The organism is Dactylosporangium sp. NPDC050588, assembly GCF_040654975.1.
Lineage (GTDB): Bacteria > Actinomycetota > Actinomycetes > Mycobacteriales > Micromonosporaceae > Dactylosporangium > Dactylosporangium maewongense.
On record NZ_JBFAJA010000028.1, the window covers coordinates 25,378 to 46,186 of the forward strand.

The 20,809-nt window shown below is 71.3% G+C and carries 19 protein-coding genes; 18 read left to right on the plus strand and 1 reads right to left on the minus strand.

Annotation, left to right across the window (positions count from 1 at the left end; genetic code table 11):
* Positions 1–36: 36 nt before the first annotated feature.
* The 12 genes from AB0I21_RS20840 to AB0I21_RS20895 all read left to right on the plus strand — a co-directional run bounded on the left by AB0I21_RS20840 (position 37) and on the right by AB0I21_RS20895 (position 14,303).
* Positions 37–912: a cyclase family protein gene (locus tag AB0I21_RS20840; RefSeq protein WP_360563306.1), complete on the plus strand. Its 876-nt coding sequence runs from the start codon at positions 37–39 to the stop codon at positions 910–912.
* Positions 905–2,365 (plus strand): MmgE/PrpD family protein, encoded by a 1,461-nt coding sequence (locus AB0I21_RS20845; protein ID WP_360563308.1) that lies wholly within the window; start codon positions 905–907, stop codon positions 2,363–2,365. The genes AB0I21_RS20840 and AB0I21_RS20845 overlap by 8 nt, the downstream gene beginning before the upstream one ends.
* Entirely contained in the window at positions 2,362–3,828 is a 1,467-nt protein-coding gene (locus tag AB0I21_RS20850; RefSeq protein WP_360563309.1) for a dihydroorotase family protein, read from the plus strand. The genes AB0I21_RS20845 and AB0I21_RS20850 overlap by 4 nt, the downstream gene beginning before the upstream one ends.
* Before the next feature lie 42 nt (positions 3,829–3,870).
* Positions 3,871–4,776 carry a CoA ester lyase gene (locus tag AB0I21_RS20855; protein ID WP_360563311.1) on the plus strand — a complete coding sequence of 302 codons (906 nt, stop codon included), beginning with the start codon at positions 3,871–3,873 and terminating at the stop codon, positions 4,774–4,776.
* A 93-nt stretch (positions 4,777–4,869) separates the two neighbouring features.
* A complete protein-coding gene (locus tag AB0I21_RS20860; RefSeq protein WP_360563313.1) occupies positions 4,870–5,904 on the plus strand; it encodes a hypothetical protein in 1,035 nt (344 codons plus the stop codon).
* 109 nt (positions 5,905–6,013) lie between these two features.
* The gene (locus AB0I21_RS20865; RefSeq protein ID WP_360563315.1) at positions 6,014–7,372 is read left to right on the plus strand and encodes an FAD-binding protein; all 1,359 of its coding nucleotides are present in this window, start codon (positions 6,014–6,016) and stop codon (positions 7,370–7,372) included.
* 327 nt (positions 7,373–7,699) lie between these two features.
* Positions 7,700–8,764: a class I SAM-dependent methyltransferase gene (locus AB0I21_RS20870; RefSeq protein ID WP_360563316.1), complete on the plus strand. Its 1,065-nt coding sequence runs from the start codon at positions 7,700–7,702 to the stop codon at positions 8,762–8,764.
* Between the two features lie 59 nt (positions 8,765–8,823).
* Complete coding sequence (locus AB0I21_RS20875) at positions 8,824–9,075, plus strand: hypothetical protein (protein WP_360563318.1); 252 nt, start codon at positions 8,824–8,826, stop codon at positions 9,073–9,075.
* Position 9,076: 1 nt separating this feature from the next.
* Positions 9,077–9,865 (plus strand): SDR family oxidoreductase, encoded by a 789-nt coding sequence (locus tag AB0I21_RS20880; protein ID WP_360563319.1) that lies wholly within the window; start codon positions 9,077–9,079, stop codon positions 9,863–9,865.
* Positions 9,866–9,905: 40 nt separating this feature from the next.
* The gene (locus tag AB0I21_RS20885) at positions 9,906–11,273 is read left to right on the plus strand and encodes a RidA family protein (RefSeq protein WP_354891857.1); all 1,368 of its coding nucleotides are present in this window, start codon (positions 9,906–9,908) and stop codon (positions 11,271–11,273) included.
* 13 nt (positions 11,274–11,286) lie between these two features.
* Entirely contained in the window at positions 11,287–13,038 is a 1,752-nt protein-coding gene (locus AB0I21_RS20890) for a CocE/NonD family hydrolase (protein ID WP_360563321.1), read from the plus strand.
* Positions 13,039–13,043: 5 nt separating this feature from the next.
* The gene (locus tag AB0I21_RS20895; RefSeq protein ID WP_360563323.1) at positions 13,044–14,303 is read left to right on the plus strand and encodes a helix-turn-helix domain-containing protein; all 1,260 of its coding nucleotides are present in this window, start codon (positions 13,044–13,046) and stop codon (positions 14,301–14,303) included.
* Here the strand turns inward: AB0I21_RS20895 and AB0I21_RS20900 are convergent.
* Entirely contained in the window at positions 14,278–15,414 is a 1,137-nt protein-coding gene (locus AB0I21_RS20900; RefSeq protein ID WP_360563325.1) for a flavin reductase, read from the minus strand. The two genes, AB0I21_RS20895 and AB0I21_RS20900, sit on opposite strands and share 26 nt — an antisense overlap.
* 118 nt (positions 15,415–15,532) lie before the next feature.
* Between AB0I21_RS20900 and AB0I21_RS20905 the strand changes: the two genes are divergently transcribed.
* From AB0I21_RS20905 to AB0I21_RS20930, 6 genes are all read left to right on the plus strand, one after another.
* Complete coding sequence (locus AB0I21_RS20905; RefSeq protein WP_360563327.1) at positions 15,533–16,633, plus strand: LLM class flavin-dependent oxidoreductase; 1,101 nt, start codon at positions 15,533–15,535, stop codon at positions 16,631–16,633.
* Positions 16,626–17,186, plus strand: a complete 561-nt coding sequence (locus AB0I21_RS20910; protein ID WP_360563329.1) for a carboxymuconolactone decarboxylase family protein — start codon at positions 16,626–16,628, stop codon at positions 17,184–17,186. The genes AB0I21_RS20905 and AB0I21_RS20910 overlap by 8 nt, the downstream gene beginning before the upstream one ends.
* The gene (locus tag AB0I21_RS20915) at positions 17,183–17,986 is read left to right on the plus strand and encodes an alpha/beta fold hydrolase (protein WP_360563330.1); all 804 of its coding nucleotides are present in this window, start codon (positions 17,183–17,185) and stop codon (positions 17,984–17,986) included. The genes AB0I21_RS20910 and AB0I21_RS20915 overlap by 4 nt, the downstream gene beginning before the upstream one ends.
* Complete coding sequence (locus AB0I21_RS20920; RefSeq protein WP_360563332.1) at positions 17,983–18,933, plus strand: NAD(P)-dependent oxidoreductase; 951 nt, start codon at positions 17,983–17,985, stop codon at positions 18,931–18,933. The genes AB0I21_RS20915 and AB0I21_RS20920 overlap by 4 nt, the downstream gene beginning before the upstream one ends.
* Positions 18,930–19,301 carry a VOC family protein gene (locus tag AB0I21_RS20925; RefSeq protein ID WP_360563333.1) on the plus strand — a complete coding sequence of 124 codons (372 nt, stop codon included), beginning with the start codon at positions 18,930–18,932 and terminating at the stop codon, positions 19,299–19,301. Before AB0I21_RS20920 ends, AB0I21_RS20925 begins: the two co-directional genes overlap by 4 nt.
* A 118-nt stretch (positions 19,302–19,419) precedes the next feature.
* On the plus strand, positions 19,420–20,808 hold the full coding sequence (locus AB0I21_RS20930; protein WP_360563335.1) for an amidohydrolase family protein: 1,389 nt from the start codon (positions 19,420–19,422) through the stop codon (positions 20,806–20,808).
* Position 20,809 lies beyond the last annotated feature (1 nt).

Genomic DNA, 20,809 nt, shown 5'->3' on the forward strand with positions numbered 1-20,809 from the left:
CGGCTAGTCTCCGTGACTACATCAGCGGGACCGGAGGTGCAGGGCGCCTTCAATGCCCGACCGGAAACGGAGGACAGGGTTCACGTGCCGGATGACGTGTTGATCGAAGCCGTGGCACAGGGCGTGCGCGTCTTCGACCTGGGGCGGGTCCTCTTCGTGGGGATGCCCCAGTCTCCCAACCACCCCCACTACTGGCACGCGCTGCCGCGCCGGCACGGCGACATGGTGCGGGCGGACGGCGGCTCGGCCTCGAACGACATCATCACCATGGGCACGCACGTCGGCACGCACATCGACGCCCTCTCCCACGTGTCGCAGGACGGCCGCCTCTTCGACGGCTCGGACGCCTATGAGGCTTCCTCAGGCGGCCGCTTCATCGAGCTCGGGGCGCACACCATCCCCGCCATGGTGCGTCGTGGCGTCCTCCTCGACGTGCCGGCGGCTCTCGGCACCCCTGAGGGATGCCCTCCCGGCTACGAGATCACGCCCGACGACCTCGAGGTCACCCTCGAACGTCAGGGCGGGTCCATCGCGGCCGGTGACGTGGTCCTGATCCGCAGCGGCTGGGGCAGGCACTTCGACAACCCCGACCGCTCGGTCTTCATCGGCGGCGAATCCGGCGTTCCCGGTGTCGGCGAGGCCGGCGCGCGCTGGCTCGCGGATCGGGGCGTCGTCGCCGCGGGCGCCGACACCATCGCCTTCGAGTGCCTCCCGCCGGGCGCGGGACACAGCGTCCTGCCTGCTCACCGTGTACTGCTCGTCGATGCCGGCATCTACATCATGGAAACCCTCGACCTCGAGGAGCTCGCCGCCCAGCGCGTGCATGAGTTCGTCTTCGTCGCCTCGCCGCTCAAGTTCTACGGCGCGACCGGATCGCCGGTCCGTCCCCTGGCGGTGACGAGCGGTGCATGACGCGACCCTCGCCCAGGCGATCGCGCGGTTCGCCGCCCGGGCCCGCTACGAGGACCTGCCCCTGGCGGTCACGGCCAGCGTGCGGCAGCGGGTTCTGGACACGCTCGGCATCTGCATCGCGGCGCAGAGCCTCGACAGCAGTCAGGCCGTCATCGACTACGTCGCCGAGCAGGGCGGTGCCCCGCAGGCGCGCGCGATCGGAGTGCCGCACCGGGTCCCCGCCGCGCTCGCCGCCTTCGGCAACGGGGTGCTCGCCCACTCCCTCGACTATGACGACACACATCTGCCTTCGGTGCTGCATCCGAGCGCGACCATCGTGCCCAGCGTGCTCGCCGCCGCCGAGCGCGCGGGCACCGACGGGCGCACGGCGGTCACGGCGATCGCCGTGGGTCTCGAGGTCTGCGTCCGCATCGGCATGGCCGGCTACGACCGGCAGGCCGGCAACTCGGTGTTCTTCGAGCACGGGCAGCACGCGACCTCGATCTGCGGCGCCCTCGGTGCCGCGGTGGCCGTGGGGGTCGTCCTCGGCCAGGACGAGGCGCAGCTGACGAGCTCCCTCGGCGTCGCGGCGTCCATGGCCGCCGGCATCATCGAGGCCAACCGGACCGGTGGCAACGTCAAGCGGCTGCACTGCGGCTGGGCCGCGCACTCCGCCGTGACGGCGGCCGACCTCGTCAGCCGGGGCATCACGGGTCCGCCGACCGTGCTCGAAGGGCGTTTCGGGTTCTTCGAGGCGTTCCTGCGCGGCGAGTTCGACCCCGCCGCCATCCTTGAGGGCCTGGGAACCGAGTGGGAGGTGCCCAGGATCTTCTTCAAGCCGTACCCCGCCAACCACTTCACCCACGCCGCCATCGACGCCGCCACCGCGCTGCGGCGCAGGGGCGTGGACCACCGTGCGGTGCGCAGCCTCACCCTCGGTGTCCCGGCGCCGGTCATCAGGACGATCGGCGAGCCGATCGACGGCAAGCGCCGCCCGGCCACGGGCTATCAGGCCCAGTTCTCCGGCCCGTACGCCGTCGCCGTCGGCCTGCTCGGCGGGGGAGGCGGCCTCGGGGTCGGCCTCGACGACTACACCGACGAACTCGCGGCCGCCCCCATGCGCCGGGAGATCATGGACAAGGTCAGCGTCGTCGCCGACGACGAGTGCACCCGGATCTTCCCGGACCAGTTCCCCGCGGTCCTCACCGCCGAGCTCGTCGACGGCTCGGCCGTGACCGAGCGGGTCCTCGTCAACCGCGGAGGTCCGCAGCACCCGCTCTCCGACGACGAGGTCGAGCTCAAGTTCCGCGACAACGCGGGGCGGCACCTTCCCGAGACAGCGGTGGCGCGGATCGCGGCGCGCGTGCTGGCTCTCGACGAACTGAGCGACGTCGGCGTCGCCCTCTCCGCCCTCGACGACGTGGCGGCCATCGAGTACTCCGTCACCACTACCGCGCAGGAAGGCGACCTATGAACTACGACCTCATCGTCCGCGACGTTCGCCTCGTCACCCATGAGTCGCCCCAGACCGTGCTCACCGACATCGCCGTGACGGACGGGCGGGTGGCCGCCATCGGCCACCTCGGCGACGCCACCGCCACGACGACGGTCGACGGTGGCGGCAAGCTCGCGCTGCCCGGCGTCGTCGACGCCCACCAGCACTGGGGCATCTACAACCCGCTCGAGATCGACACGGAGACCGAGTCGAAGGCGGCGGCCCAGGGCGGTGTGACGACGGGCCTCAACTACATGCGCACCGGGCAGTACTACCTCAACAAGGGCGGCGCGTACCGTGACGTGTTCCCCGAGGTGCTCGAGCGCAGCCAGGGCCGGGCGTACATCGACTACGCCTTCCACCTCGCGCCGATGTCCAAGGAGCAGATCGGCGAGATCCCCGAGCTCATCAAGGAGCACGGCGTCACGTCGTTCAAGATCTTCATGTTCTACGGTGGCCACGGCCTGCACGGCCGGTCCGCGGACCAGAGCTCGTTCCTCATGACCCCCGAGGGCGAGCGCTACGACCTCGCGCACTTCGAGTTCGTCATGCGCGGCATCCAGGCGGCCCGGGAGGCCGAGCCGCAGATCGCGGACTCCATCTCCCTCAGCATGCACTGCGAGACCGCCGAGATCATGTCGGCCTACACCGCGATGGTCGAGCAGGAGGGGCGGCTCACCGGGCTCGAGGCGTACTCCGCCTCCCGGCCTCCGCACTCCGAGGGCCTGGCCATCTCCATCGCCTCCTACCTCGCCCACGAGACGCGGCTGGCGAACATCAACCTGCTGCACCTGAGCGGACGCAAGGCGGTCGAGGCGGCCCTGCTCATGGCGAAAACCTTCCCGCACATCGACTTCCGCCGCGAGGTCACCATCGGCCACCTCATCGCCGACTACCACAGCGCGTCGGGCATCGGCGGCAAGGTCAACCCCCCGCTCCGCTCGCGTGACGATGTCGAGGGGCTGTGGGAGCACGTCCTCGCCGGCGAGATCGACTGGGTCGTCAGCGACCACGCCTGCTGCCGCGACGAGATGAAGTTCGGCGAGGAGCGCGACAACGTCTTCGTGGCCAAGTCCGGCTTCGGCGGAGCGGAGTACCTCCTGCCGGCGCTCATCACCGAAGGTCGCAAGCGGGGCCTCGGCCTGGACCGGATCGCCGCCCTGACCTCGTGGAACCCGGCACAGCGCTACGGGCTCTCCGGTCGCAAGGGCGTCGTCAAGGTGGGGCACGACGCCGACTTCTGCCTCGTCGACGACTCGCGGTCCTGGGTCGTGCGCGCCGAGGACTCCCTCTCGACGCAGGAGTACACGCCGTTCGAGGGGTTCGAGCTGTCCGCCGCCGTGACCGACACGTTCGTGCGCGGCCACCACGTCCTGGCCGATGGGGTGATCCAGGGCGAGCCCCGCGGTCAGTACCAGCGGCGTCCGTTGACCACCGAGTAGGCAGCCCGCGACAACCGGCCGCCGACGCGAGAGGAGGACGGCGTGGATCCCTTCAAGGCACACAGTCCCGCACCCGAGCTCACCGCACTCTACGTGCCGGCGGACCGTCCGGACCGGCACGACAAGGCCCTCGCGACGATCGCCGACGTCGTCATCGTCGACCTGGAGGACGCCGTCGCTCCCAGCCGCAAGGACGCGGCGCGGCGCGAGGTCGTCGACCTGCTGCGGCGCCGGTCGTCGCTGCCCGGCACCGCGCGCCTGTGCGTCCGGGTCAACCCGGTGAGCAGTCCGTGGGGCCGGGCCGACCTCGAGGCGCTCGCGGAGGTCCTTGCCGACGTCACCGTGCACTCGGTCCGGCTGCCCAAGGTCGAGTCGGCCCAGGACGTCGACTCGGTGCGGGCCTGCTTCGAGCGGGACGTGCCGGTGTCGGTCCTCGTCGAGACGGCCGTCGGCGTCGAGCGGCTCGGGCAGATCGCCGCGGCGCACGGGGTGGCGTCGGTCGCGCTGGGCGAGGCGGACCTGCGCTCGGATCTGCGGCTGACCGGGGACGGTGGGCTGGACTGGGTGCGCTCGCGACTCGTCGTCGCCGCCCGCGCCGCGGGGCTGCCGCCGCCGATGATGTCGGTCCACCCCCGGCTGAACGACGACGAAGGTCTGCTCCGATCCTGCGCGGCCGGGCGTGCCGCCGGGTTTCTCGGGCGCACCGCCGTCCACCCGCGGCAACTGCCGCTGATCGTGGAGGGCTTCGCACCCGAGCCGGCGCAGGTCGAGAAGGCCGAGAGTCTGCTCGCGGCGCTCGCCCAGGGCCAGCAGGTCGCGGCGGGTGTCGTCGTCCTGCCCGACGGTCAGATGGCCGACGCCGCCATGGCCGCGGCAGCCGAGCACGTCGTCGCCGTGCACCAGCGAGTTCAGGTGCTGCGGCAGATGTACAGCGCGGCGCCGGCGTGAGACGGAGCAACAGGTAACTGACAGGTGTCGTGCCGACGGGGCGGCTGCGGCCGGGGAGCACGGCGTTGACGGACAGGAGGCCGCACGATGCGCATGGACGGGTTCCTTCTCGGGCCTGGCCCCGCGGGCCGCTGTGACGACTACCGGGTGGGTGGCGCCGTCGTGCACCGTACCGACGCCGGTTGGCGCATGTGGTACTACTGCCGCGACCGCGCCTACGACCGCCCGGCACCGGGCACGCTGGGGTCGGGGCGGATCGCGTTGGCCACCTCTCCCGACGGCATCGGGTGGGAGAGGTTCGACGGCCCTGAAGAGCTCGGCTCGGTGTTCGCCCCGAGCAGCGACCCGGCAGGCTTCGACGCCTCCCACGTCGGGCTCACCGATGTCACCTTCGACGGGCGGCTCTGGCACCTGTGGTACTTCGGCGGCGACCTGACCGTTCGGGCGAGCCAGACACGGCTCGGGGCGGTGACGGGGCTCGGGATGCGCCCGGGGCACGCGATCAGCCCCGACGGGGTGACCTGGACCCGCGTCCCCGGCCCGGCCACCGGCGGGGCCCTGCTCGACTACGACCCGGACCGGCTCTACCGCGCGTGGCCGAACGCCTTCGGTGACCCCGACGGGACGATCTTCGTCCAGACCACCTCACCGACCCTGGACCTCGGCGTGTTCCACACGGACACCTTCGTGTCCACCGACGGGGTCGTCCTGACCGGCGTGGGGCCGCTCGTCTGGGCCGACGGCGAGCGGCCCTGGGACTCGCACGGCATAGTGACGCGGCAGGTGCTCGAGAACCCGTTCGGCGAGGGTCGCCGCTGGCTCATGCTCTACACCGGGCTCGACGAGCGCCATGGCCGCTCGGTCGCGACCGCCGACTCCGACGACGGCCGGCACTGGCACCACCAGTCCGACGGCCCGGTGCTGACGGCGGGGGAGCCCGGCGCGTGGGACAGCCTCGGCGCGGCGGCGACCAGGCTGGTCCCGGTCGAGGACCGGCTGCATCTGTACTACTACGGCTTCAGCTCACTCGCCGACGACGACTCCCCCCGAGGGATCGGCCTCGCGATCGCCCACCGCCGGCCGGGGTCGCCGTTCCGACGCGTCACGACCCCCGACGACCAGTACTGACGCAAGCGACCCCGACGACCGGTACTGACGCAAGCGACCCCCGACGACCGGTACTGACGCAAGCGACCTTCGATGACCAGTATTGACGCTCCCGAAGGAGGAGAACGAGATGGCGGACGTCAACCTGCTCGTGGCCGGTGCGGGCGGCGGCATCGTCGCGGCGCTGCGGGCCCAGGAGCTCGGCCTCTCGGTCGCGGTGATCGACGCGAACGAGCACTTCCTGCTGGCGAACAACACGGCAATGTCGACGGCCATGATTCCGGGTGCCGGATCGCTGTTCCAACTTGACGCAGGAGTCGAGGACTCGCCGGAGATCTTCGCCGAGGATGTCCGGCACAAGACCAAGGGTCGCGCCAACCCGGTCGTGACCGACGCGCTGAGCCGGATCTCGGCCCCGCTCGTCGAGTGGCTGGCCGGCTCGCTCAAGCTGCCACTCGAGCTCGTCACGGATTTCGAGTACCCCGGGCACACGCGGCACCGTTGCCACACCGTGCCGGGGCGGCACGGCACGATCCTGCTCGGCATGCTCCACCGGGTCGCCCGGGAGCGGGGGATCGACATCGTCGTCCCCGCGCGGCTCGTCGCGGCCCGGCACCAGGACGACGCCCTCGTCGCCGTCACCGAGGCGCCGGACGGGACGACGGAGGAGATCTCCTGCGACGCCCTCGTCCTCGCGACGAACGGCTTCGGGGCCGACGCGGCGCTCGTCGCCGAGCACATCCCGGAGATCGCCGGCGCCGTCTACCACGGCAGCGAGGCCTCGCGCGGCGACGCGCTGAGCATCGGGCGGACGTTCGGTGCGGCCGTCGACTGCCTCGACGCGTACCAGGGCCACGGGGCGCTCTCGCTCAGCAGCATCCTCGTCGGCTGGGCGACGGTGATGCACGGCGGGTTCATCGTCAACAGGAGCGGAGGCCGCTTCGCCGACGAGACCCAGGGCTACTCCGAATTCGCCGCGCTCGAGCTCACGCAGCCGGACCACCGCGCGTTCATCATCTTCGACCAGCGGATCCACGACGCGTGCCTCGCCTTCGAGGACTTCCGTCAGACGAAGGAGTCCGGGGTGCTGCGCCAGGGCAGCACGGCCGCCGAGCTCGCCGGGCGGCTCAGCCTGCCCGCGGACCGGCTCGAGGCCTCGTTCGCGCAGGCCGCCGCCGGGCGCCGCGGCGCGACCGACCCGCACGGGCGCTCCCGATGGGGCGAGGTGGACCTTGCCGCTCCGTTCTACGGGGTCGAGGTGCGTCCCGCGCTCTTCCACACCCAGGGCGGGCTCGCTGTCGACGCGGCGGCCCGCGTCCTCGACGCCGCCGGCGATCCCATCGCGGGGCTCTACGCGGCGGGTGGCGCCGCCGTGGGCATGAGCGGCCGGGGAGCGGACGGCTACCTGGCCGGCAACGGGCTGCTCGCGGCGCTCGGGCTGTCCTTCATCGCAGCCGAGGACGTGGGCCGCCGCCTGGCGGGCCGCTGACCGAACCAAGAGGCCAAGAGGCCGCCGCCTGAACCAAGAGGCCAAGAGGCCGCCGCCTGAACCAAGAGGCCAAGAGGCCGCCGCCTGAACCAAGAGGCCAAGAGGCCGCTGACTGAACCAAGAGGCCGCTGACCGAAACGAAGAGGCCGGTGTTCGTAACAAAGCCGCCGGCAACCGAAACACAGAGGCCGGTGGCCGTGACGAACTGGCCGGACGAGTTGACGCGGACCTCTTGTTCGGCGGATACCTAGATCGCTATGGTGCATTGAATGGAACGCTGTTGCGCATAGTGGAATTGATGACTGGCTCACCCATGGAGGGATGAACGTGAAGACAGGTCTCAAACAGCGCGGCCGAGCCAACTTCAACCTGCTGGCGGACATGGCCGCATGGAGTGGCCGGGAGCTCCAGGCCTCGGCCGAGCGGACGCTGGACAAGCGGCTCGAAGGCGAGACCCTCCCCGAGGGCGACCGCGAGCGGCTGCGTCGCGGCTACGAACTGCTCGACGGCTCCAGATCCTTTGCCTGGGACCGCTTCTACACCCGGCTCATCGCCGAGCGTCAATTCGTAGCGGGCCTGGAAGCGTACGAGGACGGGGCGGCGGAGATCCGGGCGGAGTACGAGGCGAACGCCGGCAAGGGTGGCGTGCTCGAGCTCGACCCGGACGTCGAGATCCCCGAGTACTGGACGACGGAGTTCCACCTCACGCCGGGCGGCTGGGACGGCCACGAGCACATGGGCTTCATCATCCACGACTACGTCTACGACCTGATCTTCGCGACCGGCGGGATCGGCGCCATCAAGCCGGGCAGCCACTTCTCCGACCTGCGCTACGTCACCGCCGTCGAGGGCAACCGCGACCACTACGACAACATCCTCGAGCTCGGCGTCGGGACCGGCCGTTACGCCCTCGCGCTGCAGCACGCCTACCCGGACGCGAAGATCCACGGCATCGACCTCGGCCCGAGCGAGCTGCTGCACGCCAAGCTCGTCGCCGCGCGCAACGGCTTCGAGTGGAACCTGCGCCAAGCCCAGGCCGAGGCCACCGGCTACGACGCGGACACCTTCGACCTCACCACGGCCTTCATCCTCTTCCACGAGATCCCGGCCCCGGCCGCCAAGGCCGTGGTCAAGGAGGCGTTCCGGGTCACCAGGCCCGGCGGGGAGTTCCTCGTCGCCGACGTCGCGCCCTACCGCGAGCACGAGAGCCTCTTCCGCTCGGTGGTGCTCGACTGGGAGACGGACCACCGCAACGAGCCGTTCTGGCGTGGCGCGCTCCTCACCGACCGGAAGGCGCTGCTCGAGTCCGCCGGATTCGTCGACGTCCAGGAGTACGGCGTGGGCGCGGCCAACTACCCGTGGATCACCAAGGGCGTCAAGCCCGCAGCCTGAAACACCACGCTTCCGCCCCGGCGGCGGAACGGCACCGCGCCACCCCCTGAGAGGAAGCCATGGAAGTTCCTAAGTACTTGGAGAAGGCGACGATCGACGATCTCGCCCGGATGATCGAGGGCCTCGCCGAGGAGTTGTGGGTGACCAAGGACCGGCTGTTCGTCCTTGAGGAGGTCCTCGCGGGCAAGGGCACGCTGTCCGACTCGACCGTCGACGAGCACCTGCCGTCGGAGCGGCTGCAGGCCGTGCTCCGGCGGGAGCGGATGCGTCTCATCCAGCGGGTCCTCGGCGCTCCCCAGATGGACCACTGACATGGCCAACCTCGTCGCCCCCGCGCTGCGCTCCTCGCTCGGGCAGGCCCTCGGCCTCGCCGGGCGCACCATCGTCGTCACCGGCGCCAACTCCGGCATCGGGCAGGCCGTGGCCCTCGGCCTCGCCGAGCTCGGCGCCAACGTCCTCGGACTCGCCAGACGCGAGGAGGGACTGGCCGCGGTCGCCGAGCAGGCCGAGCAGGCCGGCATCTCGTTCGCCTACGCCGTCGCCGATGTCACCGACGAGGCCTCCCTCGAGGCGGCCATGGACCGCGCCGTCGAGACCTTCGGCGGCCTGCACGGTGTCGTCGCGAACGCCGGTATCGCCGTCGTCCAGCCCGCGCTCGAGGTCGGCGCCGACGACTTCCGTTCCGTCGTCGACACGAACCTCAACGGCGTGTTCCTCACGGCCCGCAGCGCGGCCAAGAGGATGACCGACGGCGGCTCGATCGTCCTGACCAGCTCGAGCTTCGCCCGCCGCGGTTTCCCGGACTGGTCGAGCTACAACGCGAGCAAGGCCGCCGTGTCGATGCTCGCCGAGACCCTCTCCGTCGAGTGGGCGCCGCGCGGCATCCGGGTCAACGCGATCGGCCCGACCGCGACGCTGACGCCGGTCAACGAGGCACTCTTCGCCGACCCGGACTTCACCGCGGCGGTCGTCGCGGGGATCCCGGCCGGCCGCATCCTCGATGCCCGTGAGCTCATCCTGCCCACCGCGTTCCTGCTCAGCCCCGTCAACGGGATGATCCTCGGCCAGACCCTCATGGTCGACGGCGGCCAGACCCTCTGAAAACGCCTTCCGAGCAGCACAAACCCTGGAGGCCTCGCCCATGACCCACAACAGCCCCCGCGTCGTCCACGACGTGCCCGACGCGTCCTTTCCTGACTGGTACCCGAGCAGCCCGGTCGTCACCGCCGGCCCGTTCGCATTCACCGCCTCGATGAGCGCCACCGACTTCGACAACGGCGGGCTCGCCGAGGCCGCGCAGGTCGAACCGGGCCTGCCGCTGCACAGCGGCCACCCGGTGAAGAAGCAGGTCCGCGAGGTGTACCGCCGCCTCGACTCCGCGCTCACCGTCGCCGGGTCGAGCCTCGAGCAGGGCGTGTGCATCAACCAGTGGCAGCCGACCTTCCACACCGACGGGCACCTGGAGCCGGGGTGGACGCCGCGCTACCAGACCCACTGGGAGGACTGGCGTTTCGTCGCGCACTCGTACATCCAGGGCCGCGACGAGTTCCTCCTGTCCGACCGCCCGGCGAGCTGCCTGCTGCCCGTCGAGCGCCTCGTGGCCACCGACACCCACGTCGAGATCCAGCTCATCTCGTTGCTCGACGGGTCCGGTATCGAGAAGCGCGCCTACGCTCACGACGTCCACAGCCCGCTCGGTGGCTACTCGGTCGGCGTCGAGTCCGGCCCCTACCTGTTCAGCGCGGGCTTCATCCCGACCGACTTCGAGTCCGGCCTGCACCCGAACGCCCGTGTGCCGCAGCACATCTGGTACGGCAACCAGGTCGCCGCGGAGACCGACGAGACGTTGCGGCAGATCCGCATCACGATGGAGGCGGCCGGCGGGGACTGGCGTGACGTCGTCAAGGTCGTCATCTACCTGACGCCCGAGGGCGTCCGGCAACTGCCCGCCATCGACGAGGTCTGGGCCCGGCACTGGCCGACCGAGCCGCCCGCGCGCACCATCGTCCCCGTCTCCGGCATCGGTGGGGTCAAGGGCGGCAACGTCGAGATCTACGTCATCGTCGCGCGTCCCGGGCACGGCGGCGACCGCCACATCATCCGCGCGGACAACGCGCTCGCGCCGATCGGGCACCAGGCCCAGGCCGTGCGCAGCGGCTCCCTGCTGTTCCTGTCCGCTCAGCTCGGACGCACCGCTTCCGGCGCGCCCGGCGGCGCATTCGCCCGCAGCCTGCCGCACACCCGCCGCCACATCGTCGACCAGGTGCGGCGCATCCACGAGGACGTGGCGGCGATCTGCGAGGCGGCCGGCACCTCGATCGAGAACGCGGTCCGTGCCGACCTGTTCCTGTCCGACCTCGAGGACCTGCCGACCGTCTTCCAGGCCTGGCCCGAGCCCTTCACGAACGGGCTGCCCGCGGCCGGGTTCTACGAGGTCCCACGGGACTTCCAGGAGGTGCCGGGCTGCGCCCTCAGCGTCGACCTCATCGTCCACATTCCTGAGCAGTGAGGTTCGCAGGCCCGTGACCGAGACCGCCGCCCGCATCAAGGAGGTCCGCGACGGCATGCGGATCCTGTGGGACGTCACCATCACGATGGACGACGGCCTGCCGCTCGCCGCCGACGTGTTCCTGCCGGAGGAGCCCGGACGCTACCCGGTGCTCCTCAGCTACGGTCCCTACGCCAAGGGGCTGCCCTTCCAGGTGGGCTACCCCACGGCGTGGGAGTCGCTGTCGGGCGACCACCCTGACGTCGCCGCGGGCAGCTCCTGCGCGTACCAGAACTGGGAGGTCGTCGATCCGGAGAAGTGGGTGCCGCACGGTTACGCCATCGTGCGGGTCGACTCCCGGGGCTGCGGCCGCTCGCCCGGCTACATCGACCACTTCTCCGCGCGCGAGACGAAGGACTTCGCCGCGTGCGTCGAGTGGGCGGCGGACCAGCCCTGGTCGACCGGCAAGGTCGGCACCTCGGGCGTGTCCTACTTCGGGATGAACCAGTGGCAGGTCGCGGCGGCACGGCCGCGCGGCCTCGCCGCGGTCTGCATCTGGGAGGGCGCGAGCGACTTCTACCGCGACGCGTCCCACCACGGCGGGATCCTGTCGACGTTCTGGGAGCACTGGTACGACAAGCAGATCAAGGTCGTCCAGTACGGTCTCGGCGACCGCGGCCCGGTCAACCCCATCACCGGCCTCAACGTCTGCGGCGACGAGACGCTCAGCGAGGAGGAGCTCGCCGCGAACCGGTGCGACTTCGGCGCGGTCATCCGCTCCCACCCGCTGCTCGACGAGTGGCACGGCGAGCGCTCCGGCGTGCTGGAGCACATCGAGGTGCCGTTGCTCAGCGCCGGGAACTGGGGCGGCTCCGGGCTGCACCTGCGCGGCAACGTCGAGGGCTTCCTGCGCGCCGGCAGCGCGCAGAAGTGGCTCGAGATGCACGGCCTGGAGCACTGGACGACCTACTACACGGACTACGGGCGGGAGATCCAGCTCGCGTTCTTCGACCACTTCCTCAAGGGCGTCGACAACGGCTGGGACCGGCGCCCGCCCGTGAGCCTGCTCGTCCGCTCACCCGGCGAGGTCTACGAGGAGCGGGTCGCGTCCGCGTGGCCGCTGCCGGAGACGGCGTGGCGGCGTCTCGAGCTCGACCCCGACCTGCTCCAGTTCGTCCAGCAGAGCGACGCTGCACCGGGATCCGTCGAGTTCTCCGGTGGCCGGGAGGTCACCTTCCGGCTGCCGGCGACCGACGCGGACCGTGAGATCACCGGCCCGGTCTCGGCGAAGCTGTTCGTGTCCACCGACTCGGACGACGCCGACGTCTTCCTCACCGTGCGGCTGTTCGACCCCGGCGGCAAGGAGGTCACCTTCGCCGGTGCCGTCGACCCCAACGCGCCGATCAGCATGGGGTGGCTGCGTCTGAGCCATCGCGAGCTCGACGAGGCCGGCTCCACCCCGTGGCGGCCGATCCTCTCGCACTCGCGCACCCTTCCCGTCGAGGCGGGCGAGGTGTACGAGGTCGACGTCGAGGTCTGGCCGACGTGCATCGTCGTCCCCGCCGGCTACACGCTCGCGGTGACCATCGGCGGCCGGGACTACGAGAACCCCGAGCTCGAGGACGCGGTGACGATGTCCAACTTCAAGAACGCCATGAAGGGCTGCGGGCCGTTCCTGCACGACGACCCGGTCGACCGTCCGGAACGGCGGGACGCCGCGCGGGTCCGCGTCCATTGCGGCGGTGACCACCGGTCGAGCGTCCTGCTGCCCTTCCAGGAGCGCTGATCGCCGTGTCCGCGGAGTCCGCCTGCCCCCCGCCGCTGCCCGTGTGGCTGCGGGAGGCCCTCAGGTCCGCCGTCTCGGCCGAGCTCATCGCGGAGGTCGTGGCCGTCGACCTCGACGCGGCGTTCGATCACCTGCGCGACGACGAGGAGTTCGTCGCCGCGCTGACCGCGAGCGTCACGGAGAACGTGCGGACCCTGCACCGGGTCGCCATGGGCGAGGTCGAGCTCGACGAGCTCGACCTCGTGCAGCCCCGGCGCCTCGCCGTCGTCCAGGCCCGGCGGCGCGTCGTGCAGGCATCCCTGCACCTGTCCTACCGCGTCGGGTTCCTCACCATGTGGCGGGACTGGGTGGGCCGCCTCGACGCCGTCGAGGCGGACCCTGCCCGCCGGTGTGAGGGCGCCCGCCTGCTCACCGAGCTCGTCATGGCCTACCAGAACGCGGCGCTGGCCCAGGTGGCCCGCGAGCACATGCTCACCGAGGAGAGCCTGCAGCGGTCGCGGGACCATCTCCGCTTCCGACTCGTCAAGGACCTGCTCAACAGCGACCACGTCCCGGACAAGTTCGAACTGCTCGGACTCGGCTACGACATCGACGCCGACCACATCGCCGTCGCGTCGCGTGCCGATGCCGGCACCGACTGGGTGCGCCGCGTCCAGGCGACCTGTGCCGTGACGGACGTCCTGCACCACACGGAGCCGGACGGCATCCACGTGCGGTTCCTCGCCCGGCGGGCGTGGACCGCCGAGGCGCGGGCGGGGCTGCGCCGGCTGCTGGCCGAGCACGGTGTCGCCGCCGAGGTGAGCGCGCCCGCGCGTGGCCTGGAGGGACTCCGCCACGCCTATGGCCAGTTGGGCCGGCTGCGCCGGATTCGAGGGGCGTTCGCCGGGAAGCATCAGCGCTACCAGCTCGCCCGTGACGGGGTCATCGAGTACGCCGACGTCCGTCTCGAGGCGATCTTCCTCGACGACCTGCCCATCGCGGCGCAGCTCGTCGAGGAGGAACTCGCGACCCTGAGCGGCACCGGCAGCGGGCTCGACGTGCTGCGCGAGACCCTGTGTGTCTGGCTGCGGGAGCGCAACTACGCCGCGACCGCGAGAGCCCTGCACCTGCACGAGAACACCGTGCGCAACCGCGTCCACCGTATCGAGGAGCTGCTCGGTCACGACCTGCAGTCCCGCCATGCCGAACTCATGCTCGCGCTGCGCCTGCACGACCTGCTCGCCGGCCTGAACGAGACGGCTACACCGATCCGCCGCGCGATGTGAGCAGCTCCCGGGCCCGCTCGGTCGCCAGCGTGGTGTAGTGCCCGATCGCCGCCTTGACCGCCGGCAGGTCACGCTGACGGTAGCCGCTGACGATCCGCTGGTGGACGTCGACGAACTGCGAGGAGCTCTTCCGGGTCATCCCGAAGCTGTGCGCCATGATCGTCGGCATGGCCAGCGCCTCGTACTGGGCGATGGCGCGCCGGTTGCCCGAGAGCCCGATGAGGAAGCGGTGGAACCGGTCGTTGGCCTCGAGGTAGGCCTCGAAATCGGTGAACTCGTCGTTGAGGATGAACCGGGACAGCTCGCCGCAGCGCTGGTCGAGGGCGACCAGGTCGTCCTCGGACACGGAGCCGACGGTCAGGTCGGCGACCCCCTGCTCGATGATCGCGCGCGCCTCGAACGCCTCCGCGGCGTCGTCGGCGGTGAACGGGGCGACCCGATGACCGTGCCGCGTCGACATGATGAGCCCTTCACGGCGCAGCGTCGACAGCCCGGCGAGGACGGCGGCCGGCTCGACGTCGAGGCGTCGCGCCAGCTTCGGAACGTCGATGTCGTCGTGCCCGTCGATCTCCCGCGCGAGGATCATGTCGCGCAGCCGCTGGTACACCTGGTTGAAGCGGTCGAGCGTGAGCCCGCCGAACCCGCCGCGGAAGTACGTCAGGGGCAGGCCCTCACGCGCCTGGGCGTCCCGCGCCCGGCCGATGAAGATGCTGTGGCTGCCCGCCTGCACCGTGTCCGACACCTCGCACTCGATCGAGGCCAGAGCGTCGGTGAGGACGGGATTGCCGAGGACTCCTTCGTGGACGCGCACACCGGTGAACTTGTCGTCGCTCGGGCGGGCGAACTGCAGCGCGAGCTGTTCCTGGCCCTCGGCGAGGATGTTGAGGCAGAAGGTGCCCGCCTCGGCGACGGTCCGCTCGGTCGGCACCGAACGGTTGACGCAGACCAGGACCATCGGCGGGTCGAGCGACAGTGACGTGAGCGCACTCACCGTCATGCCGGCCCGTGCCTGGACGCCGCGTGACGTGAGGACGGCGACGCCGGTGGCGAAGCGACCGGCGACATTGCGGAAATGGTCGCGGTCAACGTTTGGCGTCCGAACGACGGTCATGTCCCGAGTCAACCTCCCGCCCCGGCGGCGGGGCAATCACGGCTTCCCACATCCCGGCCCGGTCAGGTTGTGAGAAGCCGTAATTGTTCCGGGGTTGACCAGCGGATTGACTGAGCCGGTGAGACTTGGATACTTCGCGATGCCACTGCACCGCCCCGGACGTCCATGGGCGGAGACGCTCCGCGAGGACCGCGAGGCGGTCATCCTCGCCGACCGGCTCGGATTCCACGACGCCTTCATCGGTGAGCACCTGACGGACACGCTGGAGAACATCACCAACTCGATGCTGTTCCTCGCGACGCTCGTCGGCGACGCTCCCCGGATCAAGCTCGCGACCGGCACGACGAACCTGTCACACCAGCACCCGGCGCTCGTCGCGGCCAACGCGGCGATGTTCGACCACCTGACCGGCGGCCGGCTCATCTTCGGCATCAGCCCCGGGGCGCTGCCGTCGGACGCCGAGGTGCTCGGCATCCTCGACGAGGACCGGGGCGCGATGTTCGCCGACGCCATCGAGGTCATCCTCAAGATCTGGGAGGGTGAGCCGCCCTACGACATCGTGTCCGGGAGCGGTCGCTACAGCGTCTCGACGCGGCGGTCGATGGACCTTCCGCTCGGTGTGGGCGTCCTGCCGAAGCCGCTGCAGAGCCCGCGCCCCGAGGTCGTCGGCACCGTCGTCGCGCCCTTCTCCAAGGGCGTCGTGGAGATGGGCCGCAAGGACTTCCACCCCCTGTCGGCCAACTTCCTGCTGCCGCAGTGGGTGGCCACGCACTGGGACAAGTACGTCGAGGGCAAGGAGGCCGTAGGGGTCAAGGCGGACACGGCCGACTGGCGGATCGCGCGGACGGTCTTCGTCGCCGACACCGAGCAGGCGGCCCGCGCCTACGGGCGGGACGACCGGAACAGCCCCTACCGGTTCTACTACGAGCAGATGCTGCGCAAGATGACCAAGCTCGGGCGGCTGGGCCTGTTCAAGCGCGACCGCAGCGAGCCGGACGAGGCGATCACCCTTGACCGGGTCCTCGACGACCTCGTCATCTGCGGCACGCCCGAGCAGGTGGCCGAGCAGCTCGTCGCCTTCGAGCAGCAGACCGGACCCTTCGGGGAGCTCGTCTACGCCGGCCTCGACTGGGTCGACGAGGGGCTCGCCCGCCGGTCGATGGAGCTCATGGCGACCGAGGTCATGCCCCAGGTCGAGAGGTACGGCAGCGGTGCGTGACCGGATGCCGCAGTTGCCGGCGACGGCACTGACGCCGGCACAACAGGAGGCCGTCGCGGCGATCACCGCCGGCCCCCGGGGTGCGCTCTTCGGGCCGTTCGTCCCTCTCCTGCGCAGCCCCGGCGCCATGGTTCGGCTGCAGGAGGTCGGCGCCCACCTCCGGTTCGGGTCCGCCCTGCCCAAGGCGGTGCTCGAGCTGGCCGTCCTTCAGGTGGCTCGCGCCCGCAACCAGGTCTTCGAGTGGGGCTACCACTGCCAGCTCGCCCTCGACGCGGGCGTCCCCCGGGAGGTCGTGGAGGACATCGCGGCCGGCCGGGAGCCGGGTCCGCTGGCGGAGCCGCTGGCGACGGGCTACGCGGTCGTCGCCGACGTCCTCGCCGGCAACGACATCCCCGACGAGCGCTACGACCGGGCGCTCGACGTGCTCGGCGAGGAGGGGCTCATCGACGTCATCGTCTGCGCGGGCTACTACACGACCCTCGCCATGGTGATGAACGCGACCCGGACCGACGCCGGCGCGCTCAGCCCGCCCGTCGAGATGAGCCTGTCGTGAGCGGGGTGGCCGTCCGCGGCCGCACCCTGCGGGAGGGCCAGGGCCCGACCGTCGTGCTGCTGCACCCGCTCGGCGCGGGCGCCGACTTCTGGCAACCGGCCGCCGCCTCCCTCGACGGCCTCGGCGTGTACTCCGTCGACCTTCCGGGGCACGGCGGCTGCCCGGTCCCCGACGACCCCTACGGCACGGCGGACGTCGCGGCCGCGCTCGCGACGCACCTGCGCGGCCTCGGCCACGAGAGCGTGCACGTGGTGGGGCTGTCCCTCGGCGGCCTCGTCGCCCTCGAGCTCGGGGCGCACGACCCCGGCCTCGTCTCAAGCCTCGTCGTGGCGGCCACCGTCCCGTCCTACCCGGAGGACTGGCGCGAGAAGTGGCGGGCCCGGGCCGCCGACGCCGGACGCCTGGGCGTGACCCCGTTCGTCGAGCCCACGCTGCAGCTGTGGCTCACCCCCGCCGCCCTCGCCGCCGACGGGCCCGAGGTCGCCTACGTGAAGCGCACCCTCGGCGGCACCGACCCGCGCGGCTACGCCCTCGCGTGCCTGGCCCTTGCCGATGCCGACGTCACCCCGCGGCTCGGCACGATCACGGCGCCGACCCTGCTCGTCGACGGCGAGCTCGACGCGCCGCTGTTCCACGACGGCGCCGCCCGCCTCGCCCGGTCGATCCCCGGCGCCCGCCGCGCCGTCATTGCCGGGGCGCGGCACGCCAGCGCCCTCGAGTTCGCCGAGCCCTTCGCGCGGCTCGTACGGGACTGGGCGCGACCCGGGAATGACGGCCCGGACGAAGGGAGCCGGTCATGAACGCGACCGGTCGACCAGTCGTCGGCTTCGTCGGGCTCGGGGTCATGGGCTCCGCCATGGCGGGCAACGTCCTTGCCCGCGGGGCGTTCGAGGTCCACGGCTACGACATCGACGCAGACCGGCGCCGCGCGTTCACCGACGCCGGGGGCGTGGTGCACGACGACCTCGCCTCGCTCGTCGCCGCCGGCGACCTCGTGCTCACCTCACTGCCGAGCGCCGCGGCCTTCGAGTCCGTCCTCGGTGGGCTCGTCGAGCACGCGCGCCCGGGGACGGTCGTCGTCGAGACGAGCACCCTGGATCTGCGCACCAAGCTCGACGGGGCGGCCCGCCTCGCCCGCACGGGCGTCGAGATGCTCGACTGCCCGCTGAGCGGCACCGGTGCCCAGGCCCGGGCCGGCGACCTCGTCGCCTACGTGAGCGGCGCACCGGAAGCGGTCGGACGGGCCAGGAGCCTCGTCGAGGCGTTCACGCGCGCCCACTTCGAGCTCGGCGAGGTCGGCAACGGCACCCTGATGAAGCTGGTGGCGAACCATCTCGTCGCGGTGCACAACGTCGCCGCGGCCGAGGCGCTCGGGTTCGCCCAGGACCTCGGCCTCGACCTGTGGCAGGTGCTCGCCGCCGTCGGCGACGGCGCGGGAGGCTCGCGGATGCTCGGTGTCCGCGGCCCCGACATGGTGCGGGGGCGCTACGAGCCGGCGAGCATCCGCATGGACGTCTTCGCCAAGGACCTCGAGATCATCGGGGCGGCCGCGGCCGAGGCGGGCACCGTGACGCCCCTGTTCGACGCCGCCCGGGCCGTCTACCGCGACGGCCTGTCGGACGGCCTCGTCGCCAGCGACACGGCCGTCGTGTTCGAAGTGCTTCGTGGGCACCCTCGCCCACGCGACCCGGCGCCCAGCGGGCGACGGGCATCGGAATCGGTCGACAACGGAAGGGAACACGCATGATCACCGGAATCCGCGGTGTGAACATCAAGGTTCGTGACCAGGATCGGTCGGCGAGCTTCTGGACCGAGCAGGTCGGCCTGGAGGTCGTCAGCGACGTCGTCATGCCCGACTTCGCCCCGCGTCGCTGGTTGGAGACGGCCCCCGCGTCGCGCAACTCGTTGATGATCCTGCACTGGCCGGTCTTCGACGAGGTGGAGTTCTACTCGGGCATCACCTTCACCTGCGACGACATCCACCAGACCTACGAGGAGCTCAAGGCCAAGGGCGTCGAGTTCGTCTCCGAGCCGTTCCTGGCCGGCTTCGGCTGGTGGGCGACCTTCAAGGACCCCGACGGCAACGTGTTCGTCCTGCGGCAGGAAAAGGGCTGAGCGCAGCCATGGTCGCGCGCCCGCCGCGGGCGGGCGCGCATCAGCGACAACGAAAACTCACGACGGGGCCGGAAGGCGGTTGACGATGGTGGAACGTTCGGTCATTTTCCCTCGCTGGGTGTACCTCGGTGGCGGTGAGGTGCGCACGGGCGCGGCGGTGGTCGTCGAGGGCGACCGGATCGCCCAGGTCCTGCCGGCCGGCCAGGCCGAGGGCATCGATGCCCGGCGGATCGAGCTGACCGACAAGGTCCTGCTGCCGGGGCTGGTCAACATGCACACCCACGCGGGTGCCGGCCCCGTCGGCCGGGCCGTGTCGGAGGACTACGAGCTGCCGACGGGCATGCCGTTCTACGTGCCGCTGTCGCGGCTGTGGCGGCACGCCTACCGGGACGAGCTGCGGGAGCAGTTCCGCGCGGTCATCGAGTGGGACGTCCTCGGCATGATGCGGACCGGGACGACGACGATCCTCAACCACGCGTCGACCGACATCGAGGGCTACCTGCACATCGCCGATCGCGTCGGGGTGCGGACCTTCGCCGGTCCGACGATCCCGCTCGACGTCACCGCCCGCCTGGGCCAGCTCTCCGGGGGGCGGGAGGACCGCAAGCAGACCACCTCGGAGGAGGTCCAGCTGGCCGAGCTCGAGGAGCTCGAGCGGATGTTCGGGGAGTGGGACGGTGCGGCGGGCGGGCGGATCACGATGGTCCTCGGGCCGGCCGCGGTGCACACCGACGAGTTCAGCGTGCTGGCCGGGGTCGGCGTTGCGGCGAAGCGGCTCGACTGCCTCGTCACGACCCACCTGTGTCAGGCGCCGAGCGAGCTCGCCGCGACGCAGGAACGTTTCGGCACGACTCCGTTGCGGGTCCTGCAGCGGGCCGAGCTGGCCAACGAGCGGCTCATCGCCGCGCACGGCACGTACCTGCCGGACGAGGACCGCCGGCTCGCGGCCGACACCGGGATCACCATCGTCCACTGCGCCTCGCGCAAGGCGAAGGAGGCCGTCATCTCGCCTTCGGTGTCCTTCCAGGACTCGGGCATCTCCATCGCGCTCGGTACCGACGGCTTCAACTGCGACATGGTCGAGGAGCTGAAGTTCGCCGCGATGCTCGGCAAGATCGCCGTCGCCCAGTCGCACCGGCCGACCGCCGCCGAGGTCCTCGACCTCGCGACGAGCCGCGCCGCCTCGATCCTGCGCCGGCCGGACCTCGGCGTCATCAAGGAGGGCGCGCGCGCCGACCTCATCGGCGTCGCCGTCACCGACCCGTCGATCGCCCCGGCGCTCGATGTCGTCCAGTCGCTCGTCTACTACGGCAACGGCCGCGACGTCCAGTTCGAGATGGTCGACGGCCGGGTCCTCATCCAGGACGGCACCTTCCTCGACGTCGACCTCGACGGCGTCCGCGCCCGCGCGGAGGCGGCCCTCACGTCGATCTGGGAGTCGGCGATCGACGCGGGCGTCGTCGCCGAGGTCCTCCCGAGCATCAACCGCACGCGGCCGCTCGCCTAGC

Bases quoted from the DNA above. Each gene is read 5' to 3' on its own strand.
- AB0I21_RS20850 (WP_360563309.1), top strand. From the start codon at position 2,362: ATGAACTACGACCTCATCGTCCGCGACGTTCGCCTCGTCACCCATGAG.
- AB0I21_RS20860 (WP_360563313.1), top strand. From the start codon at position 4,870: ATGGACGGGTTCCTTCTCGGGCCTGGCCCCGCGGGCCGCTGTGACGAC.
- AB0I21_RS20865 (WP_360563315.1), top strand. From the start codon at position 6,014: ATGGCGGACGTCAACCTGCTCGTGGCCGGTGCGGGCGGCGGCATCGTC.
- AB0I21_RS20875 (WP_360563318.1), top strand. From the start codon at position 8,824: ATGGAAGTTCCTAAGTACTTGGAGAAGGCGACGATCGACGATCTCGCC.
- AB0I21_RS20880 (WP_360563319.1), top strand. From the start codon at position 9,077: ATGGCCAACCTCGTCGCCCCCGCGCTGCGCTCCTCGCTCGGGCAGGCC.
- AB0I21_RS20885 (WP_354891857.1), top strand. From the start codon at position 9,906: ATGACCCACAACAGCCCCCGCGTCGTCCACGACGTGCCCGACGCGTCC.
- AB0I21_RS20900 (WP_360563325.1), bottom strand. From the start codon at position 15,414: ATGACCGTCGTTCGGACGCCAAACGTTGACCGCGACCATTTCCGCAAT.
- AB0I21_RS20920 (WP_360563332.1), top strand. From the start codon at position 17,983: ATGAACGCGACCGGTCGACCAGTCGTCGGCTTCGTCGGGCTCGGGGTC.
- AB0I21_RS20925 (WP_360563333.1), top strand. From the start codon at position 18,930: ATGATCACCGGAATCCGCGGTGTGAACATCAAGGTTCGTGACCAGGAT.